Consider the following 23,440-nt stretch of genomic DNA (forward strand, 5'->3'; position numbering starts at 1 on the left):
CCGATTGGCCAAGAAGAGGCCCTTTCGCGCCCAAAAACTAGAGGAATTCGAGTTTCGGGGCGCTTTCGACAATCCCCTTTCGGGCGGCGAGTTCAAAAAACAGGGAAAGCGATTCCTTGCGCTCGTCGGTAAAACGGTAGTCGAGCACCCTGTAATAATCTTCCAGGACCCCGCGCGGGAGGTCGACCGGGTACCTGGCAAGCCAGCGATCGAGCGCGCCCGAGACATCGGCCCGGAAGCTCTCGATTCCCGCTTCCGTCTGCCGCAGGTAGTTTTCGAGCAGCGGTCTCAACTGCGGCGCGAGCGCAGCCTTCGAGATGACCCATGCGCCAAACACGAACGGGAGTCCCTGCCATTCCTGCCAGAGCGTTCCGAGGTCGTAGCTGTAGGGGAAACGGCCGCGGGCGTTCTCTTCGAGCGCGAGGTCGCCAATCAAAAGGCAGGCATCGTCCGAGGCCTCTGCCGAAAGGCCTTCGCAGTAGAACGGCGAAACCCCATAGCGCATTTCGAGGAGAATCCGCAGGAGCGCGACAGAGGTCCTGCTCTGCGACGTAAGACGGACGTTACGGCCACCGAGATCCTCTATCGGGAAATGCGAAAAGAGCTTGACCGAGCGGACCTCGAAGGAGCACGACGTGCAAAGCGACGGCGAAAGCACGAACGCCCCGGGTTTCTGCGCAAACGTAATCGACGATGCGGGAGAAAGATGGATCGTCCCTTCCTTGAGTCCCGCGCTATGGGCACTCGGCGGGCCGTCCACGAACTTCACTCCGGCACATTCATCTTCGCGTCCGAGAAATTCATGGAAAAACGGCGCACATACCAAAAAAGGGATTCGTCCAACCTGAAGGGGCATATAAAAAAATTAACTTTTATGCGGGGCCTCCTGCAAGGCCGCAAATACAAATCAACCGACAATAAGAGATGGCTAAGGTATAATGGCTGTATTTCGCGTGAAGAAAACATCTGTGGGTGCAGACGAGAAAAGCATCGTGTTCAAAGGCAAGATTCTCGAGGGGCCCATCAGCAAAGGCATGACCATTGAAATCCCGATTACCCCGGATATCAAGATTCCGGTGAAGATTTACGACGTAGTCCAGTTCGAGAACCAGAAGGACGAAGACAAGAAGGTCGGCCTCGTCGCCGATTTCTACGACCTTCCCGAAGACATGGAAGTCATCCTCGGGCTGAACATCGCGAGCGAAGATTTGAACATCATCAACTAACCCTCAACTCATAGGACGACAAAACCATGAAAAAGGAAAGACTGCGCGGAGTGAATTTGGGTGGCTGGTTCAGTCAGGTCGACTGCATCCAGGAAAAAGACCCCGTCGGTTTCCCCGGGGTCGTCCAGCACATCAGAACCTTCCTCGACAAGAGCGATTTCAAGCGCATCCGCGAGGCGGGGTTCAACCACGTGCGACTGCCCGTGGACTACTTTAACTTGTTCAAAGGCGAGAACGACACGCCCGACGAGGAGGTCTTCGGGCTTCTGGACAAGGCGCTCAAGGAAATCCAGGAATCGGACCTCGACGTCATTCTCGACCTGCACAAGTGTCCGGGCCACGATTTCCACCTGGGCTGCTCGACGGAACAGGCGTTCTTCGCCGACCCCGCCGCACGCAAGCGCACCTGCAACATTTGGGCGTTCATGGGCGAACGCTACAGCGGCGAGCCCCGCGTGATGATGGAACTTCTGAACGAACCTGCCGGCAGCGACTCGAAGGTTTGGGACAAGGTAAAGGACGAACTCTTCTGGGCTATCCGCAAGCACGCCCCGAAAAACACGATCGTCGTGGGCAGCAACAAATGGAACAGCGCGAAGGAATTCGAGTTCCTCACCCCGCTCGACGACGACAACGCCATCTACAGTTTCCATACCTACACGCCCGTGACATTCACGCACCAGGGCGCCGCATGGATCAGCGACCCGTTCTTCCACATCGAACGCCCGTGGCCCGGCGACTATGCCGCCCCGACGGGAGATGCAGAAACGCGCCTGAACGTGGAGTACGGCAAGTGGGACAAGGCAAGGCTCCAGGCAAGCATCCAGAACGCGCTCGACTTCCGCGCGAAATACGACCTGCCGGTAAGCTGCAACGAGTTCGGCGTGTACGTGCAGGTGCCGCGCCAGTACCAGATTGCATGGATGCGCGACTTCCTCGACATCCTGCGAGCAGCCGACGTGGGGTTCAGCTACTGGAACTACAAGAACCTCGACTTCGGGCTTGTATCGAAGGGCGAATCGCTGCACGAGAGCCTCGAGCAGTACAACAACCCCGAAAGGCTCGACCGCGAACTGATGGACATGCTCGCGAAGGGCTAGTTCCGGCCGATCGAACTGCAGACGAAGGCAACCCGCATGGCAACAGGATTCATCAACAAGCTGGAATCGTTCGGCTCGGTCGACGGGCCGGGCATCCGCTTCGTTGTGTTCTTGCAGGGTTGCCCGATGCGCTGCAAGTTCTGCCACAACCCCGAAACGTGGGGCTTCGGCAAAGTAAACGGCGCCATCGAAATGACCGCCCGGGAGCTACTCGAAAAAGCGCTCCGCTACAGGACATACTGGGGCAAGGACGGCGGCATTACCGTCAGCGGCGGCGAACCGCTCGCGCAACTTGATTTCATGGTGGAGTTCTTCGAGCTTGCGAAAGCGTCCGGAATCCACACATGCATCGACACGAGCGGAGTCACGTTTAGGCGCTCCGGTGAAACATTCGCAAAAATCGAGCGGCTGATGAAGGCGACCGACCTTCTGCTCGTAGATATCAAGCACATAGACAACGTTGTCCATAAAGAACTCACCGGGCACGGGAATGAAAACATCATCGACTTTTTCCGCTACCTGGACGAAATCCACAAGCCCATCTGGATAAGACACGTGCTTGTACCCGGCATCAGCGACGACGACGGCGCATTGACCCGCACCCGCAAATTCATTGACACGCTCCATAACGTGGAACGCATCGACGTGCTACCCTACCATGCATTGGCACTGGGCAAATACGCCGAACTCGGCATCGACTATGCACTCAAGGACACTCAGTCGCCCTCCGCCGAGCGAGTCGCCAACGCCAACGCCCTCCTCGAAACCGCAAAATACACCGGTTGGAAAAAATAAAGGTCCTCGCCTTTGCGAGGGTGACGACTCAAACAAAATTTTGCAGAAAAACGAGTGAGACAAGACGCAGTATTCAGCAAGGGGTAAGAAACAAGTAAGACGAGGCCACGACCTTTTTTTGAGTAAAGGCTAAAAGGCTAGCAGGACAAGGCACAGGGCGACGTAGCGTACCTAGTCGTACGTAAGGAGCCCTGCAACGCAGTAATGCGACGCCTTTTAGCCTTTAATCGCGTCGCCCATGCTAAACATCGGCATATACATAGCAATGAGCAATCCGCCGACCGCGCCACCGAGGAACACGATAATCAAGGGTTCGATCATGCTCACGACGGCATCCACTGCGGCGTCCACTTCTTCGTCATAGAAGTCAGCTAGCTTCAAAAGCATGCCGCCCAGGTTACCGGTCTTCTCGCCCACGCCAGTCATCTGGATCACCATGGGAGGGAAAATGCCCACTTCGGCCATCGGGTCCGCGATGCTCTTACCGCCGGCGATACCTATCGAAATCCTTCCGATTGCCTTTTCGACGACCTTGTTGCCAGCCGTGGACGCAACCACCTTCAAGGCATCCATCACGCTCACACCCGCATTCAAAAGCGTACCGAGCGTTCTGGAGAAACTCGCCGTAGACGACTTTATCTGCAAGTCACCTATCTTCGGGACCTTCAAAAGGAACTTGTCAAATGCGAACTGCGCAGCAGGAATCTTCATCACGAGTTTCCAGCCGATAATCAGTGCGATGAGCCCGAGGAAGAGGAAGCCACCATTGTTGAGCAAGAAGTCGGAAATGTTCATCACGACCTGCGTCGGGGCAGGGAGTTCGGCATCCAAGGCAGCGAACTGTTCGGCAAACGTCGGCACCACGAAAGTCATAAGCGCGATCACCACGACGATACCCACGATGATAACCATCACCGGGTAAGTAAGCGCCTTCTTCACCTTGCGCTTCAGTCGCATACTGTTTTCCATCGTCTCGGCCAGACGCGCAAGAATCCCTTCAAGGATACCGCCCGCTTCGCCAGCCGCCACCATGTTGCAGTAGAGGGAGTCGAACACCTTCGGGTGCTGAGCCAAGGCATCGGCCAAGGACGAACCGCCGTTGATGGACTGGGTCACCTTGTGAATCACATCCTTCAATGCGGGGTTCTCGCACTGCTCTTCCAGAATGTTCAAGCACTGCAGCATCGGAAGACCGGCAGAGCACATGGAAGAGAACATACGCGTAAAGCGGGTCAAGTCCTCGTGCTTGATGCCGTTGCCGATGTTAATCTTGATTTCCATCGGCTTTTTCTTCAGCTTCACAATCGTGAGACGGCGGCGCATGAGGAGCGCTTCGGCCTCGGCCTTGTCCTTCGCTTCGAGAGTTCCCTCAAAGTTGTTGCCCTGTGCGTTTTGCGCCTTGTACAGGAATTCTGCCATAAGTTAGACTCCTTCCTTCACGAACAACTGTTCCAGCTGGTCCGGGCTCGGAGAACGGGCGAGCGCCTCGAAACGGTCGACCTTGCGGTTTTTCACCAGTTCGCAAAGGCACATGTTCATCGTATTCATGCCGAACTTCTGGCCAATTTCGATCATGGATTCAATCTGGTGCACCTTGTCGTCGCGAATAAGCGCACGGATACCCGGAGTCACGTTCATGACTTCGTAGGCCATCACGCGGCCGCCGCCAATTTTCGGGATAAGCGTCTGGCATATCACGCCCTGGAGCACGAACGAGAGCTGCGTACGCACGGTCTGCTGTTCACCCTTCGGGAAGGCGTCGATGATACGGTTAATCGTCTGCACGCAGGAGTTGGTATGCAAGGTCGCAAAGGCCAAGTGACCGGTTTCTGCAATCGTCAAGGCGCAGCGCATGGTCTCGTTATCGCGCATTTCGCCGATGAGCACCACGTCCGGGTCCTGACGGAGGGCCATCTTCAGGGCAATCGCAAAGCTGTTCGTATCGCTACCGACTTCGCGCTGGTTGATCATGCATCCCTGGTGCTTGTGCAAGAACTCGATCGGGTCTTCTACGGTCAGGATATGGTCGTGACGTTCCTTGTTGATCTTGTCGATCATGGCAGCGAGCGTTGTCGACTTACCGGAACCGGTAGCACCCGTCACCAGCACGAGGCCGGAGGGTCGGGTCGTGAATTCGGCCATGATCTTCGGGAGGCCGAGTTCCTTGAAAGTCTTGATTTCAAGCGGAATGATACGGAGGGCAAGCGCCACGCAACCACGCTGCAGGTAAGCGTTCGCACGGAAACGCGCGAGGTTCGCGATACCGAAAGAGAAGTCGCATTCCTTGTTCTGTTCGAACGACTTCTTCTGGAGTTCGTTCATCAGGCTATACGTCATGCGCATGGTCTCGTCCGGTTTCAGCTTGTCCTCGCCGATGGGGGTAAGCTTGCCGGAAAGACGGACGAGCGGAGGGGAACCTGCGGTTATGTGCAAGTCAGAAGCCCCGCGTTTAACCATTTCAGAAAGAAGATCTTGAATATTATACGCCATATCAAAGAATATAACTTAAAACAGCGCGAAAAAAAAATAAATTCTTTATGGATATGCAGATTAAATCCTATAAAACTGTCGGAATTCTGGCCTTGATCGCCATTTTGTGCGCCATTTTCCTTGCCTACAGGGAAAACGCGAAGCCTTTCCAGCAGATGCCCGATTCAATCGAGAACTTCGACGCAATCAGCATCGACGGCGGGAAAACCACGTTCCAGGCAGAAAAGGGCAAGGCGACACTCATCGTGCTCAGCGCTAGCTGGTGCCCCGCATGCATCGCCGAGCTGCCGACGCTGAAAAAACTGCACGACGAATTTTTCGACGACGGTTTCCGCATCCTCATGGTAAACGAAGACGACAACGTAAAAATCGCCTCACGGTTCAAGAAGAAGTACGACATGCCATGGGTCATGGTGCACTGGAACTACGACCTCATGAACATGCTCGGCAACCCGCGGGTCATCCCGGTAAGCTACCTTCTGGATGAAAAAGGCGGCATCGACTACATCGAAGCGGGAATCATCGAAGAACACCGCATGAGGCGCGCGATAAAGGCGCTTGTCAAATAAGACGCATCAGGCAATCGGGCTCGGGAACAGGATCACATCCTTGATTTCTTTTTTGCCGAGGGCAAGCATAAACAAGCGGTCAAGCCCGAGCGCCACGCCCGAGCAGGCCGGCATCCCGGATTCCAGGGCGGACAAGAAATTTTCATCGACAGGCGGAAGCGGTTTCCCCATCTGGCGGCGGATGTCGAGATCCGACTCAAAACGTCGACGCTGTTCGGCAGCATCGGTAAGTTCCGTATAGCCGTTGCAGAGTTCCACGTTATCCATGAAGAGTTCGAAACGGCGCGCCCAGGTGTGGCCATCTTCCCCGACAAACGTCTGCGCAAGCGCGGCCTGCGACTGCGGGTAGTCGAGGATGAATTCGGGGCCGTTTTTCGCAAGGGCAGGTTCCACCAAGAAAACCATCAGGTAATCCCACCAGTCTTCGCGGGCCATCCGTTCCGGGCCTTCGGGAACGGGCACGCCGCCGGATTCGCACGCTCCAACAAAGTTGTCCAAATCCTCGCAGAACGGGTCCACTCCCGCATAATTCTTGAACGCGTCTATCCAGCGAGTGCGATGGGCCTTGACAGGGCTTCCGACTATTTCGGACACGAGCGCTTCCACCTCGTCCATCAGTTTCTCCTGCGGCATGCCGACGCGATACCACTCCACCATGCTGAACTCGTTGTTGTGGTGGCTTCCGAATTCATCTTTGCGGAAGGACTTGGTTATCTGGAATATGTCCCCGAAACCGGATGCCAGCAGGCGCTTCATGTGGAATTCGGGACTCGTCATGAGGAAGCGCGCCGGCCGACCGTTCACCTCGAAATAATCGAGCTGGGGGTCGGTACCGCCCGCATTCGAGAGCACGGGAGTCTCGACTTCAAGCACGCCGCGGCTTTCAAAGAAGGCGCGCACCTTGCCCATCAAGGCTTGGCGCCTTATCCAGGAATCACGATTGCAAGTAGGAGCGAAGGACATGGCGAGCTCCTTCATCATCCATCAATCATCATTTATTCATCACGCAACGCACGGAAAGCCAGAAGTCCTTGTCGGCAGGCATCGACGTCACGTTCTTATCGGAGCTGAACATCGACTTCGCAAGGCCGCGGCCGTCCGCAAGCTGCTTCTCGGTCCAGAAGTAGGCCCCTTCGCCCTGGATAACGAAGTTCATGTTCTTGTTGGCATAGCCGCCGAACAGTGCGGTAAACGCATAATCGTCGCTACCGTTGCTGCGAAGTTTCTCGGCAGCCACGTCCGTGCCGCCAGCGAACGCTTCGAGGGACTTCCAGTCTTCTTCCGTCGAGAGATGGGTACCTTCGGGACAAGCGACCTTGGCGGCTCCCTGCGTATAGAGCTTGCCATAGGCCTTGCAGTTGTCTTCCTCGCGTTCATAGCAAACAGAGCTGCCTTCCATGGCGAAATTCAGGTTCTGGACAAACCACTTGGTTCCACCAATATCCTTGACCCTATATTTCTGATTGTCGCGAGGGTCTACAAATTCTTCGAACACCGGGCAGCGGGAACCATGTCCCTTCGTCGCAAGGATTGTTTCCACTTCGGACGGCCAAACCGCACAGAAGCGGAAAAGTTCGCTGCCAGGAAGCGGGGTCCCTGCAGCCTTGTGGCTTTCAACCCAGCGGCTCACGTAACCAAGACCGATAACAGCCGTATCCGGAATCGAGAGCGCCTTTGCGCTATTCTGCATAATCGTCGCAAAGCGGCCCGCTACAGATTTCGGAGATTTCCAGAAGGCTTCCGGCAATCCCTTGCGGAGCTTTTCGAACAAGGGAGACGGACGCGGAGCGTTGATAGTCGTGTCGGAAACAAAGCGTTCCGGCTTGGTTTCGCACAGGGCCTCGCGTGCGGCATCGAGCGTATTGTGAGCCTGTTCAAAACATTCTTCCATGCATTCGTTGCGGGCGCGGCCCTTCTTCGGGCACGGGACCCAGAGGGACGTATCGACAAGCATCTTGATAGGCTTCGCAAAAGCCTTGACCTTGACAGCCGCTTTTACAGCCGCTTCAAGCAGGTCAATCGCCCTGGCGTTTCCATTTTCGCCATCCAGGAGCAAGAGCGAGATGACCTCGTTACAGGCTTCCATCGCATTCGGATTGGAGCAAGTGTGCGTCCCGTAACCATAGGCAAACTGAGTCGGGCAGTTGGCAAAAGACTCGTCGGGATTCTTCTTGAAAATTTTTTCGTAGACCTGGACAGCCTCGTTCGGAGTGAGCTTTCCACAGTACACGTCCTCGACTTGGCCTTTTTTCACCATTTTCTGGGCGGTCGCCAAATCACCGGCATCGATGGCGGCATGCAATTCATCCTGGGCAAACGCACCCGTCGCAAAAACGGATGCCACAGCAAGGGCCAATATCTTACGCATATTTTTCATACTGTCCTCTCTTTCGTTTCGTTCCAATATAGCAAATCAACCTTTCGCAACCGAGTCCACCCCTAAAAAAAGCGCCGAAGAGCCGAACTTTTCTACATTTGGGCGCATGATTGATGCAAATTTTAATGCCGAAAAAATCCGTAGCGAATTTCCGATGCTTGTCGCAGGCGATAAAGATGCAAAGCCCCTGGCCTTTTTGGATAGCACGGCCACCACGCAAAAGCCTGCGTGCGTCATCGACGCGATGGACGACTTTTACCGCGAACACTACAGTTCCGTGAAGCGCGGTGTGTACCGTCTGAGCGCCCGCACCACCGAAGCGTTCGAAGCAACGCGCAAGAATGTCGCAAAATTTATTAACGCGAAAACGGAAGACGAAATCGTGTTCACCCGCGGCACCACCGAAAGCATCAATCTGGTGGCGTGGAGTTACGGCCGCAAGTTCTTCGAGGCGGGCGACGAGATTCTGATTAGCGGTCTGGAGCATCACGCCAACATCGTGAGCTGGCAGCTCGTTGCCGAAATGAAGGGCGCCAAGATCAAGGTGATTCCCGTTTTGGACAACGGCGATTTGGATTTGGCAGCACTTCCCGGGTTGTTGAATGCGCGAACCAAGATGGTGGCCGTCGCCCACGTGAGCAATTCCGTGGGCACCGTGAACCCGATTGCAGAAATTATCGCGACCGTTCGCGCCGCCGCACCCCAAGCGAAAGTTTTAATTGACGCCGCCCAGAGTTCCAGCCACATCAAGATTGACGTGCAGAAGCTGGACTGCGACTTTCTCGCCTTCAGCGGACACAAGATGTATGGTCCGACAGGTGTGGGCGTACTTTACGGCAAGTACGATGTTCTCGACAGCATGCCCCCCTGGCACGGCGGTGGCGAAATGATCAAGAACGTGACCTTCGAAAAGACGACGTTCGCCGACGTTCCCGCCCGCTTCGAGGCTGGCACGCCCATGATCGCCGAAGTCATTGGCCTCGGCAAGGCCATCGAATGGATTAATGAAGTCGGCATCGAGAACATCCGCAAGCACGAAGAAGAAATTACGAACTACGCGCTGGAACAGCTTGCGCAGATTCCGCAGGTGAAGATTTTCGGGGACCCGAAGGAACGCGGCGCCCTCATCAGCATCACGCTGGACGGCATCGCCGTCAGCGACGCCGCCATGATTCTCGACGAAGAAAATGTTGCCGTGCGTAGCGGACACCATTGTGCCCAACCTGTGATGGACCGCTTCGGTGTCGACGCCACGCTTCGTCTGAGTTTCGGTGCGTACACCCTGAAGCGCGACATCGACCGCTTTATCGCAGGCATCAAGCGCGTTCTCCGACTCTTCGGCTAACCGGGACTCGTATGGGAATCGAGAAAGGCATCTTTAACCGCACATCGCTCCTACTCGGGGACGATGTGATGGGCAACATCTACCAGAAGCGCGTCATCATCTTCGGTCTCGGCGGAGTCGGCAGCTGGTGCGCCGAAAGCCTGGTGCGTTCCGGCATCAAGGAACTCGTACTCGTTGATTCAGACCGCGTGTGCGTCACCAACGTGAACCGCCAACTGATGGCCACCACGAAAACCGTGGGGCAAGTCAAGGTGGACGTGCTGAAAAATCGCCTACTCGAAATCAACCCGCACGCCAACATCATAGCACTCCAAGACATCTACGAAGAAGCGAATACCGAGAAGTTCCAGCTAGACACCTTCGACTACATCATCGATGCCATCGACAGCCTCGAAAACAAGATGCAGCTATTGTGGCACGCCACGCGCACAAAGGCAACCGTATTCTCTTCGATGGGAGCGGCCCTCAAGATGGACCCCACACGAATCAAGGTCGCCGAATTCTGGAAAGTCGCCGGATGCCCGCTCGCCCGCGCCCTGCGCGACAAGTTCAAGAAAAAGAAAATGGCTCTCAAGAAAAAAGTGCTATGCGTCTACAGCGACGAACTCCTGAAAAACCGCGGCAAGAATTCCTCTTGCGGAACGGACGCCTGCATGTGCCCCAAGGTGCGCCACGAAAGAAGCGAAGCCGAACTCCAGAATGCAAACCTAGTCGATCACGAATGGTGCAGCAGCAAGGCGCAAATCAATGGCACCATGGCACACTCCACTGCTATTTTTGGATTCATGATTGCGGGCCTCGTGATGCAGGACATCTACAAGAAGGCCTTAGCCAGCGCGGAGTAACATGAAATTCCTAATTCAGCGAGTATTGAACGCCCAGGTGGATATTGCGGGCGAAACCGTCGGCAAGATCGGCAAGGGCTACATGATTCTCATCGGCGTGGGCGAAGACGACACGCGCGAAATCGCCGACAGGCTCATCCGCAAGATGCTTGCGCTGCGCATCTTTGCCGACGAAAACGGCAAGACGAATCTTTCCATCAAGGACGTAGGCGGCGAACTCCTGCTTGTATCGCAGTTTACGCTGTACGCGAACTGCAACAAGGGCAACCGTCCCACGTTCAACGGCGCCGGCAACCCGGCACTTGCAAACGAGCTCTACGAATACATCATTGCGGAATGCAAAAAGGAAATTCCCGTCGTGCAGACAGGGAAATTCGGCGCCGACATGCAGGTGAGCCTCACCAACGACGGCCCCTTCACGATAATGTTGGAATAAAAGCCCCTACACAATCCCCAAAAATGGCGTTTACACGTGAGTCCATTTATATGGTCGCAAGCGGTGTTTTATTTTCAGAAATAAGTTTATATTAGTATAACAATGAAAACGGTTATAAAATTTGCAATTCTCGGATGTGGCCATATCGCCACGAAGATGGCCACTGCGGTCAAGACACTTGAAAAGAACGGCATGGGCGTAGAATGTTACGCGGTAGCGTCACGCACGCTTGACAAGGCGAAAAAATTCGCCGACGATTACGGATTCGTCCGCGCCTACGGCAGTTACGAGGAACTGGCGCGTGACCCTGCCGTGGATTTGATTTATATTGCGACCCCGCATTCAGAGCACTACAGCAACATTCTGCTTTGTCTGGAACATGGCAGGAACCTGCTCGTGGAGAAGGCCTTTACCGCGAATGCGCTAATGGCATCGGAAGTACTAGCCCTTGCCGAAGAGAAAGGCGTATTTATATGCGAGGCCATGTGGACGCGATTCCTGCCTGCGGTGCAGATGGTAAAGGACTGGATTCTGGCAGGGAAGATCGGCAAGGTCGAAAGCGTGGAGGCCGACTTCTCGATGCCGCTTTCGCATATCGGGCGCCTGCACAAGCCCGAACTTGCGGGCGGTGCACTGCTGGACCTGGGCATTTATAGCCTCACGTTTGCGGATATTTTCTTGACTGACCCGAAAATTTGCAAGGGGATCCCCGCCTCCGCGGGGATGACATCGGGCGAGGAACGTGCGGGGATGACATCGGACGAGGAACGTGCGGGGATGACATCGGACGAGGAACGCGCGGGGATGACACCGGGTGGGGAATACGTTGCAAACCACATCGTAGAGACGAAGACGAAGTGCGTCAAGTTCCATACGGGCGTGGATGCGACCGACTGGATTGACCTCGTATATGCGGGCGGGCAAGTCGCACACCTCAAGACCTCGATGGTGGCCCCTCTCAAGAACGAGGGCGTCATTTACGGTTCCGAAGGCTTTATCCGCGTGCAGAACCTCAATGACATGGAAGAAATCCAGCTGTTCGATGTCGCCGGGACGCTCGTGGAATCGGTAAAGCCGCCCCGCATCGAAAACTGCTACGAATACGAAGTACTGGGCTGCAAGGCGGCCCTCGAGAAGGGACTCAAGGAATGTCCCGAGATGCCGCACGCCAAGACCATGCAGATGATGACGCAGATGGATAACCTCCGTGCCGCATGGGGAGTAAGCTACCCGTTCGAGCTCAGTCCGGGCGAAGTCTGGGATCGCAGCGGCGACAAGTCCTTCCTCGAAATTTTTGACGTCGAGACCGGCGAATCTAGACTGCTCAAGGAATTCGACAAGGTCATCGAAGCGCCCAACTGGAGCGCCGACGGCAGGTTCCTCACGTTCAACAGCGAAGGCCGCATCTACAAGATTGAAATCGAAAGCGGCAAGGTGACGGAAGTCCCGAGTTACTTTGTCAACAACTGCAACAACGACCACGTTCTCTCTCCCGACGGCGAGGGGCTCTATGTGAGCCACCACACCAAGGAAGACGGGCTTTCGCGCATCTACAAGATTTTCTTCGACGGACGCATGCCGGAACTCGTGACTCCGCTTGCCCCGAGCTACCTGCACGGCGTTACCGCCGATGGCAAGATGCTCGCCTACTGCGCCGAACGCAACGGAGAATACGACATCTACACGATTCCTGCTGCAGGCGGGAACGAGACGCAGCTCACAACCGCATTCGGACTGAACGACGGCCCCGAATATGACTGCGACGGTGAATACATCTGGTTCAATTCAGTGCGCAGCGGCCGCATGCAGGCCTGGCGCATGAAGGCCGACGGTTCCGAGCAGACGCAGATGACATTCGACGCACACTTGAACACCTGGTTTCCGCACATTTCGCCCGACCGTACAAAAGTCGTGATGCTCGCCTACCACGAGCGCGACGTACGCCCCGGCGAGCACGTTCCCAACAAGAACGTGGAAATCCGCCTGATGACAGGGTGTGACGAAACAGGCTGGAGTGAGCCCCGCACGGTTCTGCAGCTGTTCGGCGGCCAGGGAACCATCAACGTGAATTCATGGTCCCCCGATAGCCGCAGTTTCGCCTACGTGCGCTACGAGAAAAAATAGACGCCCGCAGATTACTTCTGCAAGTTGAGGCTCGCGTTCGCGGCGCCGTACAGGCTGATGCTGTAATCCTTGATGATGTACACCGGAATCTTGTTCAAGAGCGGACGGATGTTCGGGTTGTAGTTTTTCTCGAAATACTTCATGAACAGGTTGTCGCGCTCGAGCCAGCGCAGGTCCTTCTGCACCGTACCGCCGGCCAGGTAGAGGCCACCCAGGGGCAGGAACAGCGTAGAAGCGTCGCTTGCGAAGCGGGCGAGCATCTTCACGAACAAGCGCATCATCTCGGCGGCCACCGGGTCGGTGTCGCTCGCGCGGCTGATGTACTTCGGGCGATCGTTGGGTTCCGTTTCTTCAATCTTCTTGAAGGCCTCGTTATCGGGAACGCCGCGGGTTTCCTTCCACCATTCGTACATGTTACGGAGCCCCATGCCCGAGACGAGCGGTTCCACGCCAGGCACGGTGCCAATCTTCTTTTCCATGTAGTCGTGGAATTCCTGCGAATCCTTGTCGAAGGGGGCGAAGGTAGAATGCCCGCCTTCCGAAGAAGCGGGGATGTACTTCTCGCCGTCAAAGGCCAAGAAGCCGACACCCATGCCAGTACCCGGGCCGATAACCGCCTTGGTCGCCTTCTGCGGGGCGGGTTCACTGCCGTCGGTATGCGTGAGCTTGAAAATCTGCTTGGGGTCGTCCACGTCCAAGGTCGGGATACCGTAGCTGATGGCCATGAAGTCGTTGATGACAAGCGTCGGGATGCCCGTCGCCGCAGTGAGGGCATCGCCATCCACGCTCCACGGGAGGTTCGTCATGACGCACTTGTTGTTCGCCACCGGACCCGCGGCACTGATGCACACGTGGCTCGGCTTGAGGTCAGCACGGCTTTCCGCGGCAAGCTTGAGCGTCTCGCGGATAGGAGCGTCGAGCCCATCGATATCCTTGGAGGGGCACACCGTCTCGAGAATCAGCGTGAACTTGCCATCCTTGTAGCCCACAAGGCCAAGGTTCGTGTTGGTGCCGCCAATATCGCCTGCAAGAACGAGGCGGTCAAACTTTGCATCGGGATTAAGCCATTTGATTTCCATAATAAAAACTCCGGTAATTACGGAATGAATATAGGAAAAACGGCAGCGCTAAACCGACGAATCCAACATTTTAGGTATATTTTATGCAGGATGTTAAAGGAGGATGAATGAAGCATTCTGTGTTTAGACACTTGCCCGGCCTGTGCGTTCTAGCCACGACAACGATATTTTTTACCGCCTGCAGTGACGACGACAATTTCTCCCCGGTTTCGAAGAACCGCGGGTACGACTATGCGTTCAAGTCAAACAATGGATTTGCGGATTACCCGTGCAACGAGATGCGCGAGGGCCGCGAGGCGATTGTCGGACGCGACAAGGAAAGCTACTTCTGCGAGTTCGACGAGATTGACTCCGTGTATATCTGGGCTGGATACAACGATACACTCACGGCCAAGGGCAAGGAGTTTGTCCGCAAGAATGTTTCAAGCAGTTCACGCGAGTCGAGTAGTTCCGGAGACGATGACTCCAGCAGCTCGCGGTATTCGTCGAGCTACAGTTCTTCAAGCTACAGTTCGTCGAGTTCGTCGGCAAGGTCGAGTAGTTCCTCGCTGAGTTGGGAAGAACTCAAGCCACGCCTCACAAAAAAGGGCGAACAGTTCAATCCGGACATCGATTACGGCACCATGACCGACCCGCGCGACGGCAAGACGTACAAGACGGTAGATGTCGAGGGAACGATCTGGATGGCGGAAAACCTGAACTACACCGACCACGAAGTAGGTAAGTCCTATTGTTTTAAAGGTGACGAGGAAATCTGCAAACTGTATGGCCGCCTTTATAGTCGCGATGCCGCGATGAACAGTTCAAAATGCGAGTATGGAGCTAGCTGTCTATTGGGGAACGATCCTATTCAGGGCGTCTGCCCGGACGGATGGCATATCCCGACATATTCCGAGACGCAGACGCTGGTAACCCTTGCCGGCAAAAAGGCTCAACCGCTGATGTCGACGATAGGATGGGGAACCGAGGATTCGCTGTACATCAATCCTGGGATCGATACGTACGGGCTCTCCTTCGTGGGAACGGGACAATATGATACCAAGGACGGTTTCAACGACATCGGTGAATTCACATTCATGTGGGTCTATTACCAGTCGAGCAAAATGTATTACCTTCTCATAAGGGGAAAAGACAACGAGGCGTTCATCAATGATTTCGACGGCTACGAGTCGAACTTCTCCGTCCGTTGCGTGAAGGGTGACGGCGTAGTGCCGAGCTCGTCGAGCAGCGTTTCGTCCAGTTCCGTGAGCAGTTCATCGAGAACCAAGCAGGCAGGCGCCGAGCCTCTCCTGGAAGCCGCTGACGAGCAGTTCAACCCGGACATCGAATATGGCACCATGACGGACTCGCGCGACGGCAAGACATACAAGACCGTAAAAGTCGGTAGTGCAACATGGATGGCGGAGAACTTGAACTACGCCGGCAACGAAATTGGAGTATCTACCTGTTTCAACGATGACGACCGTTTCTGCGAACTATACGGTCACTTTTATAGCCGCAGCGCGGCGATGAATTCCTCCAGTTGTGCCTATAAATCTTCATGCGACCTGGGTACCGGCCACATCCAGGGAATCTGCCCTGACGGGTGGCATATCCCGACAAATAAGGAGGCGCAAGACCTTGTAAATCTTGCCAGCGGACACGCACTCCCGTTGATGTCGGCAAAGGGATGGAAAACAGGAATTACACCCGGGACTGATACATACGGGCTCTCCTTTGTGGGCACTGGATGCTATTGCAGTGATGATGGATTCCATTCTTTGGGTGAATATGGACGTCTATGGGTATATTATGCATCCTCGACCCAATACTACATTGTAATAAGGGGATCAGAAAATGAAGCGGAAGTATGGGACTATAACGACGAAGAGTGCTATAACCCAGTCCGCTGCGTGAAGGATTAAAATTTGTCCGGCTCACTCGCCGGACTTTTTAGTTCTTCTCGAATTCCAGGATGTCCGCCTGCACGGTGATATCGTCGGGGAAGTACTTCTGTGCGACTTTCAGCAGGCGGAGCGCCTCGTCGTCACGCTTTTCGGCATGGGCGTCGTAGGCCATGTTCTTGAACCCGTAGACAGATTCCGCGTTGCCCTGTTTTGCCGCAAGTTCATATGCGGATTCGGCGCGGTCAAGGAACTTCGCGTCGTAGGCGAGATTCCCGAGGAATATGGCGGCATCGCTAAAATCCGGCTTGATTTGTACCAGGTTGTTGAGCACGTCCATCGCGATAAACGGCTTGTTGTCTTCGGCGAGGACGTCTGCTAGTTTGTACATAGTGGCGGTATCATCGGGGCGGACACCCAGCGCCTCGCGGTAAGCGGCGGCACTTTCCTCGAACTGCTTGTTCAGGCGGTACACATCGCCGAGATACACGAGAAAATCCACCTCGTCGGGGTGCGCGGCATAGCCCTCGCGGATAACGGCTACGGCGCGCTCGAAATCGTTCAGCGCGATGTTCGCCTCTGAAAGCTGGTAGACGATGCTTATGTCTTCCTTGTCGAGCTGGTAGGCCTTCTCGATGGCACGCAGCGCGCCGACCGCGTCGCCGGTTTTACCGTAGGCTTCGCCGAGGTAAAGCCAGCCCGAAACGTTTTCGGGCTCCAGTTTCAACGCCCTGTGGTACGCCGCCACGCATTCGGGGTACTGCTTGAGCCTAAAGTACACGCTCGCCATGTTGAAAAGCGCAGGGGAAAACGCTCCGTTCGAGAAGTCGATAGCCTTGCGGTACGTGGCGGCGGCGTTCGGCAGGTCGTTTTGCTGGTAGTAGCTGTTCGCGATGTTGAAACTGGTGGCGACGGGGTCCGCGCCGCGGGATTCCGCCTTGCGGTAGAGCGTGATGGCCTGCTTGAATTTGCCGTCGCGGTAGAGGGCGTTCGCGCGTTCCATCAGGTCATATGCGGATTGCGCCGCGAAGGATGACACCGCAAGAAAAAGCAATGCACCTATTCCATTTTTCAAGCATCTTATGTTCAACATCTTTACCATCAAATTCCTCAGGATGACACACTTACATCACTCATCACACACTTCACACTACACATCGCATCAGTCCCTGAACTTTACCTCGAAAGGCTGTTCCATGCCGCAGAAGGGTACCGCCTTGCCCGCCTTTTCGGCAGGCGCGAATGTCATGCGCGATAGCGCCTCGCGGCCGGCGGCGGCGAGCCCGGAACCTGAGGGAGATTCCTCCAGCACCTTGATATCGTAAGCCTTGCCGTTCACGTCCACACAGAAACTGAGCCGCAGCATCGCATCGATTTCGCGGTCACGGATCTGCGGGGGCACCTGAAAGTTCGGATACGCCCTGCTTTCGGGTTTCTTGTCCACGTCGCCCTTTTCGGTCGAAAGCGCCCCGCCGCGGAAATCGGCCACCATGTCCTCGCTCACGGCGGCGCCGGCGTTACCCGATGCCGTCCCGAGATTCATCGCGAAACGCGGCCCCGCCTTCGGGGAACGCGAATTGGACTTCTGGCGGTCGGGCTTGCGCGCAGGCTTTTTCTTCTCGACCTTCTTCTCGACTTCTTCCACCTTCTTCACGGCAATTTCTGTCTTGTTGTACTTCTTTTCGTGAAAGACCTTGCCCGTCAAGAAGAGGTTCGCCATCGTCACGGAGAACACGAGCGCACAGCTCGCGAGGATAGCCGCGATGAGGATAGCAAAACGCTTCAACAATTTCTTAAAGAACTTCAACATCACAAATTCCTAGATACAGCTCCTGCAATTTCGTGCCACGCAATGCGCTCAGGATGACGCTTTGCGTCACTCCGCCTGCGCCGCGATGGAGACCTTCTTCACTCCGGCCAGGTTGCACATGTCGATTACCTGCACGAGCACGCCCGTCTCGGCACCCTTATCCGCAATCACTACGGCCTCGCGGTCGGGCGCCTTCGCGAGCGACTGCTTCAAGATATCCTGCAGGCTCGTAAGGTCCACCTGCCGCTCGTTCATGTGGATTGTCCCTTCGCGCGTAATCGCAATCAGCAGGTTTTCCTTCTCAAGCTGGCTTGCGGACTGTGCCTGAGGCTTCGTCACGTCCACGCCCGTCTCGCGGGTAAACGAGGAAGTGACCACGAAAAAGATGAGGAGGATGAACACGATGTCCATCAGCGGGCCCATCTCGATGCCCATATCCTTCTGCTTTCTTCTCGGCAAGTTGAATTCCATAATAAATCCTTCATTCCAGGATTGCCACGGCTTCTTTCGAAGCCTCGCAATGACGAATCACGGGCACTTCCTCTCTACAAAATAATTCTCTATAACGGTCGCGCCGAGTTCCATCTTCTGGCGCAGCATTTCTACGCGCTCGTCCAGGCGCTGTTTCAGGAGCGTGAGCGGGAATGCCACCAGGAGCCCGCTCTGCGTAGATATAAGCGCCTCCGAGATACCGTCGGCCATGAGCACCGGGTTCTGGTTCCCGTACAACGTAATCACCTCGAAGGTAGAAACCATTCCCGTCACCGTGCCGAGCAGGCCCAGCAACGGCGCCGCAGATGCCATCACGGATATGATGTGGTTTCCCTGCTCCATGTAGCGCACCGTCTTCATCATGCGCACCTGCATATAGTCACGGAAGCCCTCGGGATTGGTGCTCGCGACGTCAATCGCATAGCAGAGTTCCCGCGAGAGGAGCCCACCACGCTTGCGCAGCCTGCGGAGAGCCTTCTTCACGCTGGGCGGTTCCGCATTCTTCTCGTCTTCCTCGATTCCGCCGTTCAGGTCCACGCGCATGCGCTTGATGACCTTGTGGATGTCGGTGCGGAAAAAGTCGCTCCCGATGCGGAACCAGCTCGAAAACAGGTAGTAGAAACCCACGACACCCGCCAGGAGAATCGGGAGCATCACCACGCCGCCGGCATGGTACGTATTCTCGAGCGACTCGATAAGTATGTAGTGGGTGTTAGTCATGACGCGGAACTTATTCTTTCTTCCCGAAAATGCGGTTCAGGAGTGCGGTGCTCTGCACGTACATCTCGCTCGTGACCTTCTCGATTTTTTCGCTCAGGAGGCCGTGCAATATCATCACGGGGATTGCAATCACGAGGCCCGTTTCCGTTGTCACGAGAGCCTCCGAAATGCCGCCCGCAAGCACGCGAGCGTCGTTCGTGCCCACCTCGGTAATCACCGTAAAGAGCGTGATGATACCCGTAACCGTACCGAGTAGGCCGAGCAGCGGGGCAATCGAGCCCATCGCGGCAAGGAGCCCCATGCGGCGTTCCAGTTTCGGCTGCTCGCGGAGCAATGCCTCCTGCAGGGCGCGTTCCGCATCCTCGCGCTTGTCGCGGGCGCGGTTCAGCACCGCAAAAAGCACCATCGAGAGGCTCGTTTCCTTCTTGAGGCAGAGACCAGCCGCATCCTCGTAGCGGTTCTCCTTCACGAGGGCGTCGAGCTTGCGGTTGAATCGCCTGCTCAGATGCCCGCGGTAGCTGAGCACCAGGAAGCGCTCCAGGCAAAGCAGCAGCGCGAAAATAGCCACCAGCAGGAGCGGGTACATCACGATGCCGCCCTTCTTGAAGAACGCCTGGAATTCCTCGCGCCAGGTAAGTTCCTTCGTGTCGGTAATCGCGTTCTTGACCGCCTTGTTCTGCAGTACGTCCAGCGGGATAGAGACAACCGTGGAAGCCCCCGAGGCCTGCGATACGGCCTGCTTTATATTCGCGGCCATCTCCGGAGGGAGCGACGCGTTCCATTCGAATATCTTGCCCTGCAATGCACCCGAGCGGAGCAGCGCCTGCACCTCGCCGTTATCCTGCGCGACCTCGCCCAAAAAGACCGTACCCAGGCGCAAGCGGTTCACGTTCACGTCGGGGCGGTTGCCCACCTGCGAAGTCTCGCGCCCGTAGAATTGCGTGTAGGTCAGTTCATGACGCAGCAGCAGGTCGTTCATAAAATTCTGCACCGCGCCGACCGTATTCGGCACCTTCTTCTCGGCATCCTCGGAAGCCTGCTTCAGGCGGATTAGGCGTCCGTTCATGCCCACCGGGTAATCGCCCATCACGTCACCGAGAGTCTTGTCAATCGAGAGCTTCACCTGCGTGTTGAGCGCATCGTATGCCGATTCATCGGCCTGCGCCTTCTCCTCGGCATCGCCCGTCATGCTCCTGCTCGCCATGACTTCCTCGTTCACGCGGCCAAGATCCGTCGAGAGCTTGGAATAGCGGCCGTCAAGTTCACGCGATGCCGCCTGGTGCTCCTCGGTCAGTTGCGACTCGGCATAGCGCTTGCGCCAGTGTTCCGCCTCGAGTTTCTCGAGCGAGTCGGCCTTCTGCAGGCGAATGCGGGTAAGTGCCTCCACCTCGCGCTGCAAGCTGCGCACCTCTTCCATCTGCAGGGAATCCTTGATGCGCGCCTGGTCCTCGGCGGTAGACTTCTTTTCGCCCGAAGACCACGGCCATGCAAATGCAGAAGATGCAAGAAACAAGAAGGCAAATAATGCAAGCCTAGATCCTTCGACTACGCCCTGACGGGCTCCGCTCAGGATGACAAATCGTGATTTTTTCATCTTTCACCTCCCACGATAGAGAGGCTCACCAACCTTACAGTTCTTTCGTCTTTCGTCATTCGTCTTTCGTCTAATCTCATCTTTCACCTCCCACGATAGAGAGGCTTACGGGCAACTTCACAATCTGGGGCGGTTTCTTCGCCTGCTTCACGTCAAGCGCGAGCTTCACCGCCGCGCGTTCTTCCAGGTTCAATTCCTCGTTCCATTCGTAAACGACCTTCCCGTCTTCGACCTTGCGCACCAGCGCACCGAAAACCGTGCCGTTGTCATCGCTGTAGACCATCCACTGGTTCCCGATACGCAGAATCGAGGCGTTGATGAGTTCGCCGTTCTTGCGGGTGAGCGGACTGTTGATAATCGCCACCTCGTCACCGAACTTCGTCTCTTCGGCAATGAGCGACTTGAGACGCGAAAAGCCTTCCTCCTCGCTCGCGTTCCCGCTCTCGATATCGCGGGTAAGGGATTTTACGCGGTCGAGCCTGCTTTCGAGTTCCCAGGGCACCGTCTGCGCCACCTGTGACTCGAGCCTCTTGCTGATGCCCGCAAGTTCAGCGCGCAACGCCTTGCGCTTTGCGGCCACGTTGTCCGTGCGATTCTTCGCGCGGGCCTGCTTGTTGCGTTCCGTCTGGAGTTCGCCCGCAACCGCCTTTATCTTCGCGTTCAGGCTGTCGATTTCGGCACGGCGGCGTTCCGTGTCGGCCTTGTAGCGCTGTTGCAGAGTCCTGTAGCGGGAATCGTCCGCCTTGAGCATCGAATCCGTCGCCGAGATCTGGCGATTCAGCTTCTGGATTTCGGAATTCAGTTTTTCCTTCTCGAGCTTCAGGTCCTGAATTTCGGAAGCGCGGTCAGCAAGGGCCGGGCCCGAAACAAGCAGCACCATGAGCACCAAATGCACGAGGGGCAAGAATTTCAATCTTTTCATAACTTTCCAAATGAATTAGATATCAAAATTACATTATTATAACACTTGAACCCGCCAAAAGTGTCACCGCAATAGAAAAAATACCCCACAGGACAGCCTGCAGGGTTATTGACCGATTTGCCGGACTTAATTTTTTTACAAATTACTCCACGACTTCGACTTTCTTGGCGCTGAATTCCTTCGTGTCGATGCTCGAAATGGTGGAACCGTCACCAAGAGAAATCTTGCGGATTTCGCCAACGTCATACATGGCAACCCATGCAGTGCTGTTGTCGATAGCCACGATATCATAGGGATTGTCCTTGTTAAGAGCGGCCTGCCAGGCAACCGTCTTGGCGCTAGCGTTCACTTCAGCAATGCTACCCTTGTCGCCACGGTCCAGCACTATCAGCTTGCCATTCACATTTCTAATGACAGCGTCGGCAGAGAACTGAATGCGATCTTCATCATTGAATTCACCTTCTTCAAACCAGTACAGGGCACCAGAGCTATAGTCCGAAACATAGACGAACAGTTCTCCACCTGCGACGGCAATACTGTAAGGCTGATAGAGGAACTCATAGGGTTCTTCAGATGTCAACGAGGTAAACGTCGTTCCATCATAGGCGCGAACACCCATGTCACTCGCGTCAAGGGTTGTCCAATTCACGACGCCACGGTCACCAATGTAAAGGAGGTTTTTATCGGCATCAAAGAACAATCCGCCAGTCGCATCAACCTCCTTACCAACGCTCTTCACAGACTTGCTCGCCAAATCAACTTCTACAACAAAGACATCACCATAAGCCCTGTAAACAGCGACATAGGCCTTGCCTTCCTTAGCATTCACTTCCATGAGATTCACGCCACCACCGAGTTCCGCGCCGCTTACCCAAAGTTCAGACTTTTTGTTCTTTAGGTCGATTTTTTCGATACCGCGGTTATCATCGGCATCAATACCCCATGTAACAGGATTGTATTCTCCCTGAGTACCCACGTACACATTACCCTTCACGACCTTGACAGCCATCGGGTTCTTGGTCAGAAGCGGAATCGTATCAAGAAGGGTTCCATCGCTCAACTTATACATGGCGAGAAGGCCCGGATCCTGGAAATCTGCACCGCCAGTAACCGGAACATAGCGCTGGAACACGGCGAACAGCGTGTCACCGGAAACTTCTAGGTCTGCGGCGTTCGGCGTTTCAGAAAGGAAGGTCACCTTCAGTTCCACGGAGCTACTAGATTCCGGTTCTTCGGAAGAACTGCTTTCAGCTTCGGAGGAGCTAGATTCAACCTTTTCGCTGGAACTGGACTTGTCGTCCTTCGTGCTGGAGCTAGACTTATCGTCCTTCTTCGCGGAACTGCTGGACTTTTCATCCTTCGTGCTGGAGCTGGACTTGGCGTCCTTTTCGCTCGAGCTAGACTTTTCGTCTTTCTTGACAGAGCTGCTCGACTTGGTCTTCGAAGAACTGGAAGACTTCCCCTTCACGGAGCTGGAGCTCTCGTCGTCGGAAGCGCTGCTGAGATCATCGTCCAGACAGCTTTCGTTCTCGAGGCAATCCACGCCGGTGCTCGAGCTGTTGTCGTCACCGCAAGCGCTCATGAAGAACGCAAGCGACATTGAAGCAAGTAATGTGAGTATTTTCTTGTTCAT

General features: G+C 55.5%; 22 protein-coding genes. 9 read left to right on the top strand and 13 right to left on the bottom strand.

Annotation, left to right across the window (positions count from 1 at the left end):
* Positions 1-37 precede the first annotated feature (37 nt).
* Complete coding sequence (locus B4A77_RS01155) at positions 38-856, bottom strand: menaquinone biosynthetic enzyme MqnA/MqnD family protein (protein ID WP_290729343.1); 819 nt, start codon at positions 854-856, stop codon at positions 38-40.
* A gap of 82 nt (positions 857-938) precedes the next feature.
* On the opposite strand from B4A77_RS01155, the gene B4A77_RS01160 reads away from it, so the two are divergent.
* Genes B4A77_RS01160 through pflA form a run of 3 tightly spaced genes read left to right on the top strand, consistent with a single transcriptional unit; the run spans position 939 to position 3,121 of the window.
* Positions 939-1,226 carry a hypothetical protein gene (locus tag B4A77_RS01160; RefSeq protein WP_290729346.1) on the top strand — a complete coding sequence of 96 codons (288 nt, stop codon included), beginning with the start codon at positions 939-941 and terminating at the stop codon, positions 1,224-1,226.
* 26 nt (positions 1,227-1,252) lie between these two features.
* Positions 1,253-2,326 (top strand): glycoside hydrolase family 5 protein, encoded by a 1,074-nt coding sequence (locus tag B4A77_RS01165; RefSeq protein ID WP_290737527.1) that lies wholly within the window; start codon positions 1,253-1,255, stop codon positions 2,324-2,326.
* Between the two features lie 36 nt (positions 2,327-2,362).
* The gene (pflA, locus tag B4A77_RS01170; protein ID WP_290737530.1) at positions 2,363-3,121 is read left to right on the top strand and encodes a pyruvate formate-lyase-activating protein; all 759 of its coding nucleotides are present in this window, start codon (positions 2,363-2,365) and stop codon (positions 3,119-3,121) included.
* 216 nt (positions 3,122-3,337) lie between these two features.
* On the opposite strand, the gene B4A77_RS01175 is transcribed toward pflA, so the two are convergent.
* Positions 3,338-4,540 (bottom strand): type II secretion system F family protein, encoded by a 1,203-nt coding sequence (locus tag B4A77_RS01175; RefSeq protein ID WP_173381011.1) that lies wholly within the window; start codon positions 4,538-4,540, stop codon positions 3,338-3,340.
* A 3-nt stretch (positions 4,541-4,543) separates the two neighbouring features.
* Positions 4,544-5,611: a type IV pilus twitching motility protein PilT gene (locus tag B4A77_RS01180; protein ID WP_173381012.1), complete on the bottom strand. Its 1,068-nt coding sequence runs from the start codon at positions 5,609-5,611 to the stop codon at positions 4,544-4,546.
* A gap of 53 nt (positions 5,612-5,664) precedes the next feature.
* On the opposite strand from B4A77_RS01180, the gene B4A77_RS01185 reads away from it, so the two are divergent.
* Positions 5,665-6,180: a TlpA family protein disulfide reductase gene (locus tag B4A77_RS01185; RefSeq protein WP_290737533.1), complete on the top strand. Its 516-nt coding sequence runs from the start codon at positions 5,665-5,667 to the stop codon at positions 6,178-6,180.
* A 6-nt stretch (positions 6,181-6,186) separates the two neighbouring features.
* Here the strand turns inward: B4A77_RS01185 and epmA are convergent, their stop codons facing one another.
* Both epmA and B4A77_RS01195 read right to left on the bottom strand, forming a co-directional pair.
* Positions 6,187-7,143, bottom strand: coding sequence for an EF-P lysine aminoacylase EpmA (gene epmA / locus B4A77_RS01190; protein WP_290737537.1), 957 nt, complete (start codon positions 7,141-7,143; stop codon positions 6,187-6,189).
* A 28-nt stretch (positions 7,144-7,171) separates the two neighbouring features.
* On the bottom strand, positions 7,172-8,548 hold the full coding sequence (locus B4A77_RS01195) for an FISUMP domain-containing protein (protein ID WP_290725622.1): 1,377 nt from the start codon (positions 8,546-8,548) through the stop codon (positions 7,172-7,174).
* A gap of 115 nt (positions 8,549-8,663) precedes the next feature.
* Here B4A77_RS01195 and B4A77_RS01200 point away from each other — a divergent pair, with 115 nt between their 5' ends.
* The 4 genes from B4A77_RS01200 to B4A77_RS01215 all read left to right on the top strand — a co-directional run bounded on the left by B4A77_RS01200 (position 8,664) and on the right by B4A77_RS01215 (position 13,307).
* Positions 8,664-9,902, top strand: coding sequence for an aminotransferase class V-fold PLP-dependent enzyme (locus B4A77_RS01200; protein WP_290737540.1), 1,239 nt, complete (start codon positions 8,664-8,666; stop codon positions 9,900-9,902).
* Positions 9,903-9,913: 11 nt separating this feature from the next.
* A complete protein-coding gene (locus B4A77_RS01205) occupies positions 9,914-10,747 on the top strand; it encodes a tRNA threonylcarbamoyladenosine dehydratase (RefSeq protein WP_290737543.1) in 834 nt (277 codons plus the stop codon).
* A gap of 1 nt (position 10,748) precedes the next feature.
* Positions 10,749-11,183, top strand: coding sequence for a D-aminoacyl-tRNA deacylase (gene dtd, locus B4A77_RS01210; protein ID WP_290737546.1), 435 nt, complete (start codon positions 10,749-10,751; stop codon positions 11,181-11,183).
* A 102-nt stretch (positions 11,184-11,285) separates the two neighbouring features.
* A complete protein-coding gene (locus tag B4A77_RS01215) occupies positions 11,286-13,307 on the top strand; it encodes a Gfo/Idh/MocA family oxidoreductase (RefSeq protein ID WP_290737549.1) in 2,022 nt (673 codons plus the stop codon).
* A gap of 11 nt (positions 13,308-13,318) precedes the next feature.
* On the opposite strand, the gene B4A77_RS01220 is transcribed toward B4A77_RS01215, so the two are convergent.
* The gene (locus B4A77_RS01220; RefSeq protein WP_290737552.1) at positions 13,319-14,386 is read right to left on the bottom strand and encodes a glucokinase; all 1,068 of its coding nucleotides are present in this window, start codon (positions 14,384-14,386) and stop codon (positions 13,319-13,321) included.
* Positions 14,387-14,493: 107 nt separating this feature from the next.
* On the opposite strand from B4A77_RS01220, the gene B4A77_RS01225 reads away from it, so the two are divergent.
* The gene (locus B4A77_RS01225) at positions 14,494-16,290 is read left to right on the top strand and encodes an FISUMP domain-containing protein (protein ID WP_290737555.1); all 1,797 of its coding nucleotides are present in this window, start codon (positions 14,494-14,496) and stop codon (positions 16,288-16,290) included.
* A gap of 28 nt (positions 16,291-16,318) precedes the next feature.
* Here B4A77_RS01225 and B4A77_RS01230 read toward each other — a convergent pair whose 3' ends face one another.
* The 7 genes from B4A77_RS01230 to B4A77_RS01260 all read right to left on the bottom strand — a co-directional run bounded on the left by B4A77_RS01230 (position 16,319) and on the right by B4A77_RS01260 (position 23,440).
* Positions 16,319-17,308 carry a tetratricopeptide repeat protein gene (locus B4A77_RS01230; RefSeq protein ID WP_290737558.1) on the bottom strand — a complete coding sequence of 330 codons (990 nt, stop codon included), beginning with the start codon at positions 17,306-17,308 and terminating at the stop codon, positions 16,319-16,321.
* A gap of 123 nt (positions 17,309-17,431) precedes the next feature.
* A complete protein-coding gene (locus B4A77_RS01235) occupies positions 17,432-18,079 on the bottom strand; it encodes an energy transducer TonB (protein ID WP_290725605.1) in 648 nt (215 codons plus the stop codon).
* Between the two features lie 66 nt (positions 18,080-18,145).
* Positions 18,146-18,550 (bottom strand): ExbD/TolR family protein, encoded by a 405-nt coding sequence (locus B4A77_RS01240; RefSeq protein ID WP_290737561.1) that lies wholly within the window; start codon positions 18,548-18,550, stop codon positions 18,146-18,148.
* 57 nt (positions 18,551-18,607) lie between these two features.
* Positions 18,608-19,291, bottom strand: coding sequence for a MotA/TolQ/ExbB proton channel family protein (locus tag B4A77_RS01245; RefSeq protein WP_290737564.1), 684 nt, complete (start codon positions 19,289-19,291; stop codon positions 18,608-18,610).
* 10 nt (positions 19,292-19,301) lie between these two features.
* Entirely contained in the window at positions 19,302-20,885 is a 1,584-nt protein-coding gene (locus tag B4A77_RS01250; protein WP_290737567.1) for a MotA/TolQ/ExbB proton channel family protein, read from the bottom strand.
* 76 nt (positions 20,886-20,961) lie between these two features.
* Entirely contained in the window at positions 20,962-21,807 is an 846-nt protein-coding gene (locus B4A77_RS01255; protein WP_290737571.1) for a DUF3450 family protein, read from the bottom strand.
* A gap of 142 nt (positions 21,808-21,949) precedes the next feature.
* The gene (locus B4A77_RS01260; protein ID WP_290737574.1) at positions 21,950-23,440 is read right to left on the bottom strand and encodes a YncE family protein; all 1,491 of its coding nucleotides are present in this window, start codon (positions 23,438-23,440) and stop codon (positions 21,950-21,952) included.

Source organism: Fibrobacter sp. UBA3718 (genome assembly GCF_002371935.1).
GTDB lineage: Bacteria > Fibrobacterota > Fibrobacteria > Fibrobacterales > Fibrobacteraceae > Fibrobacter.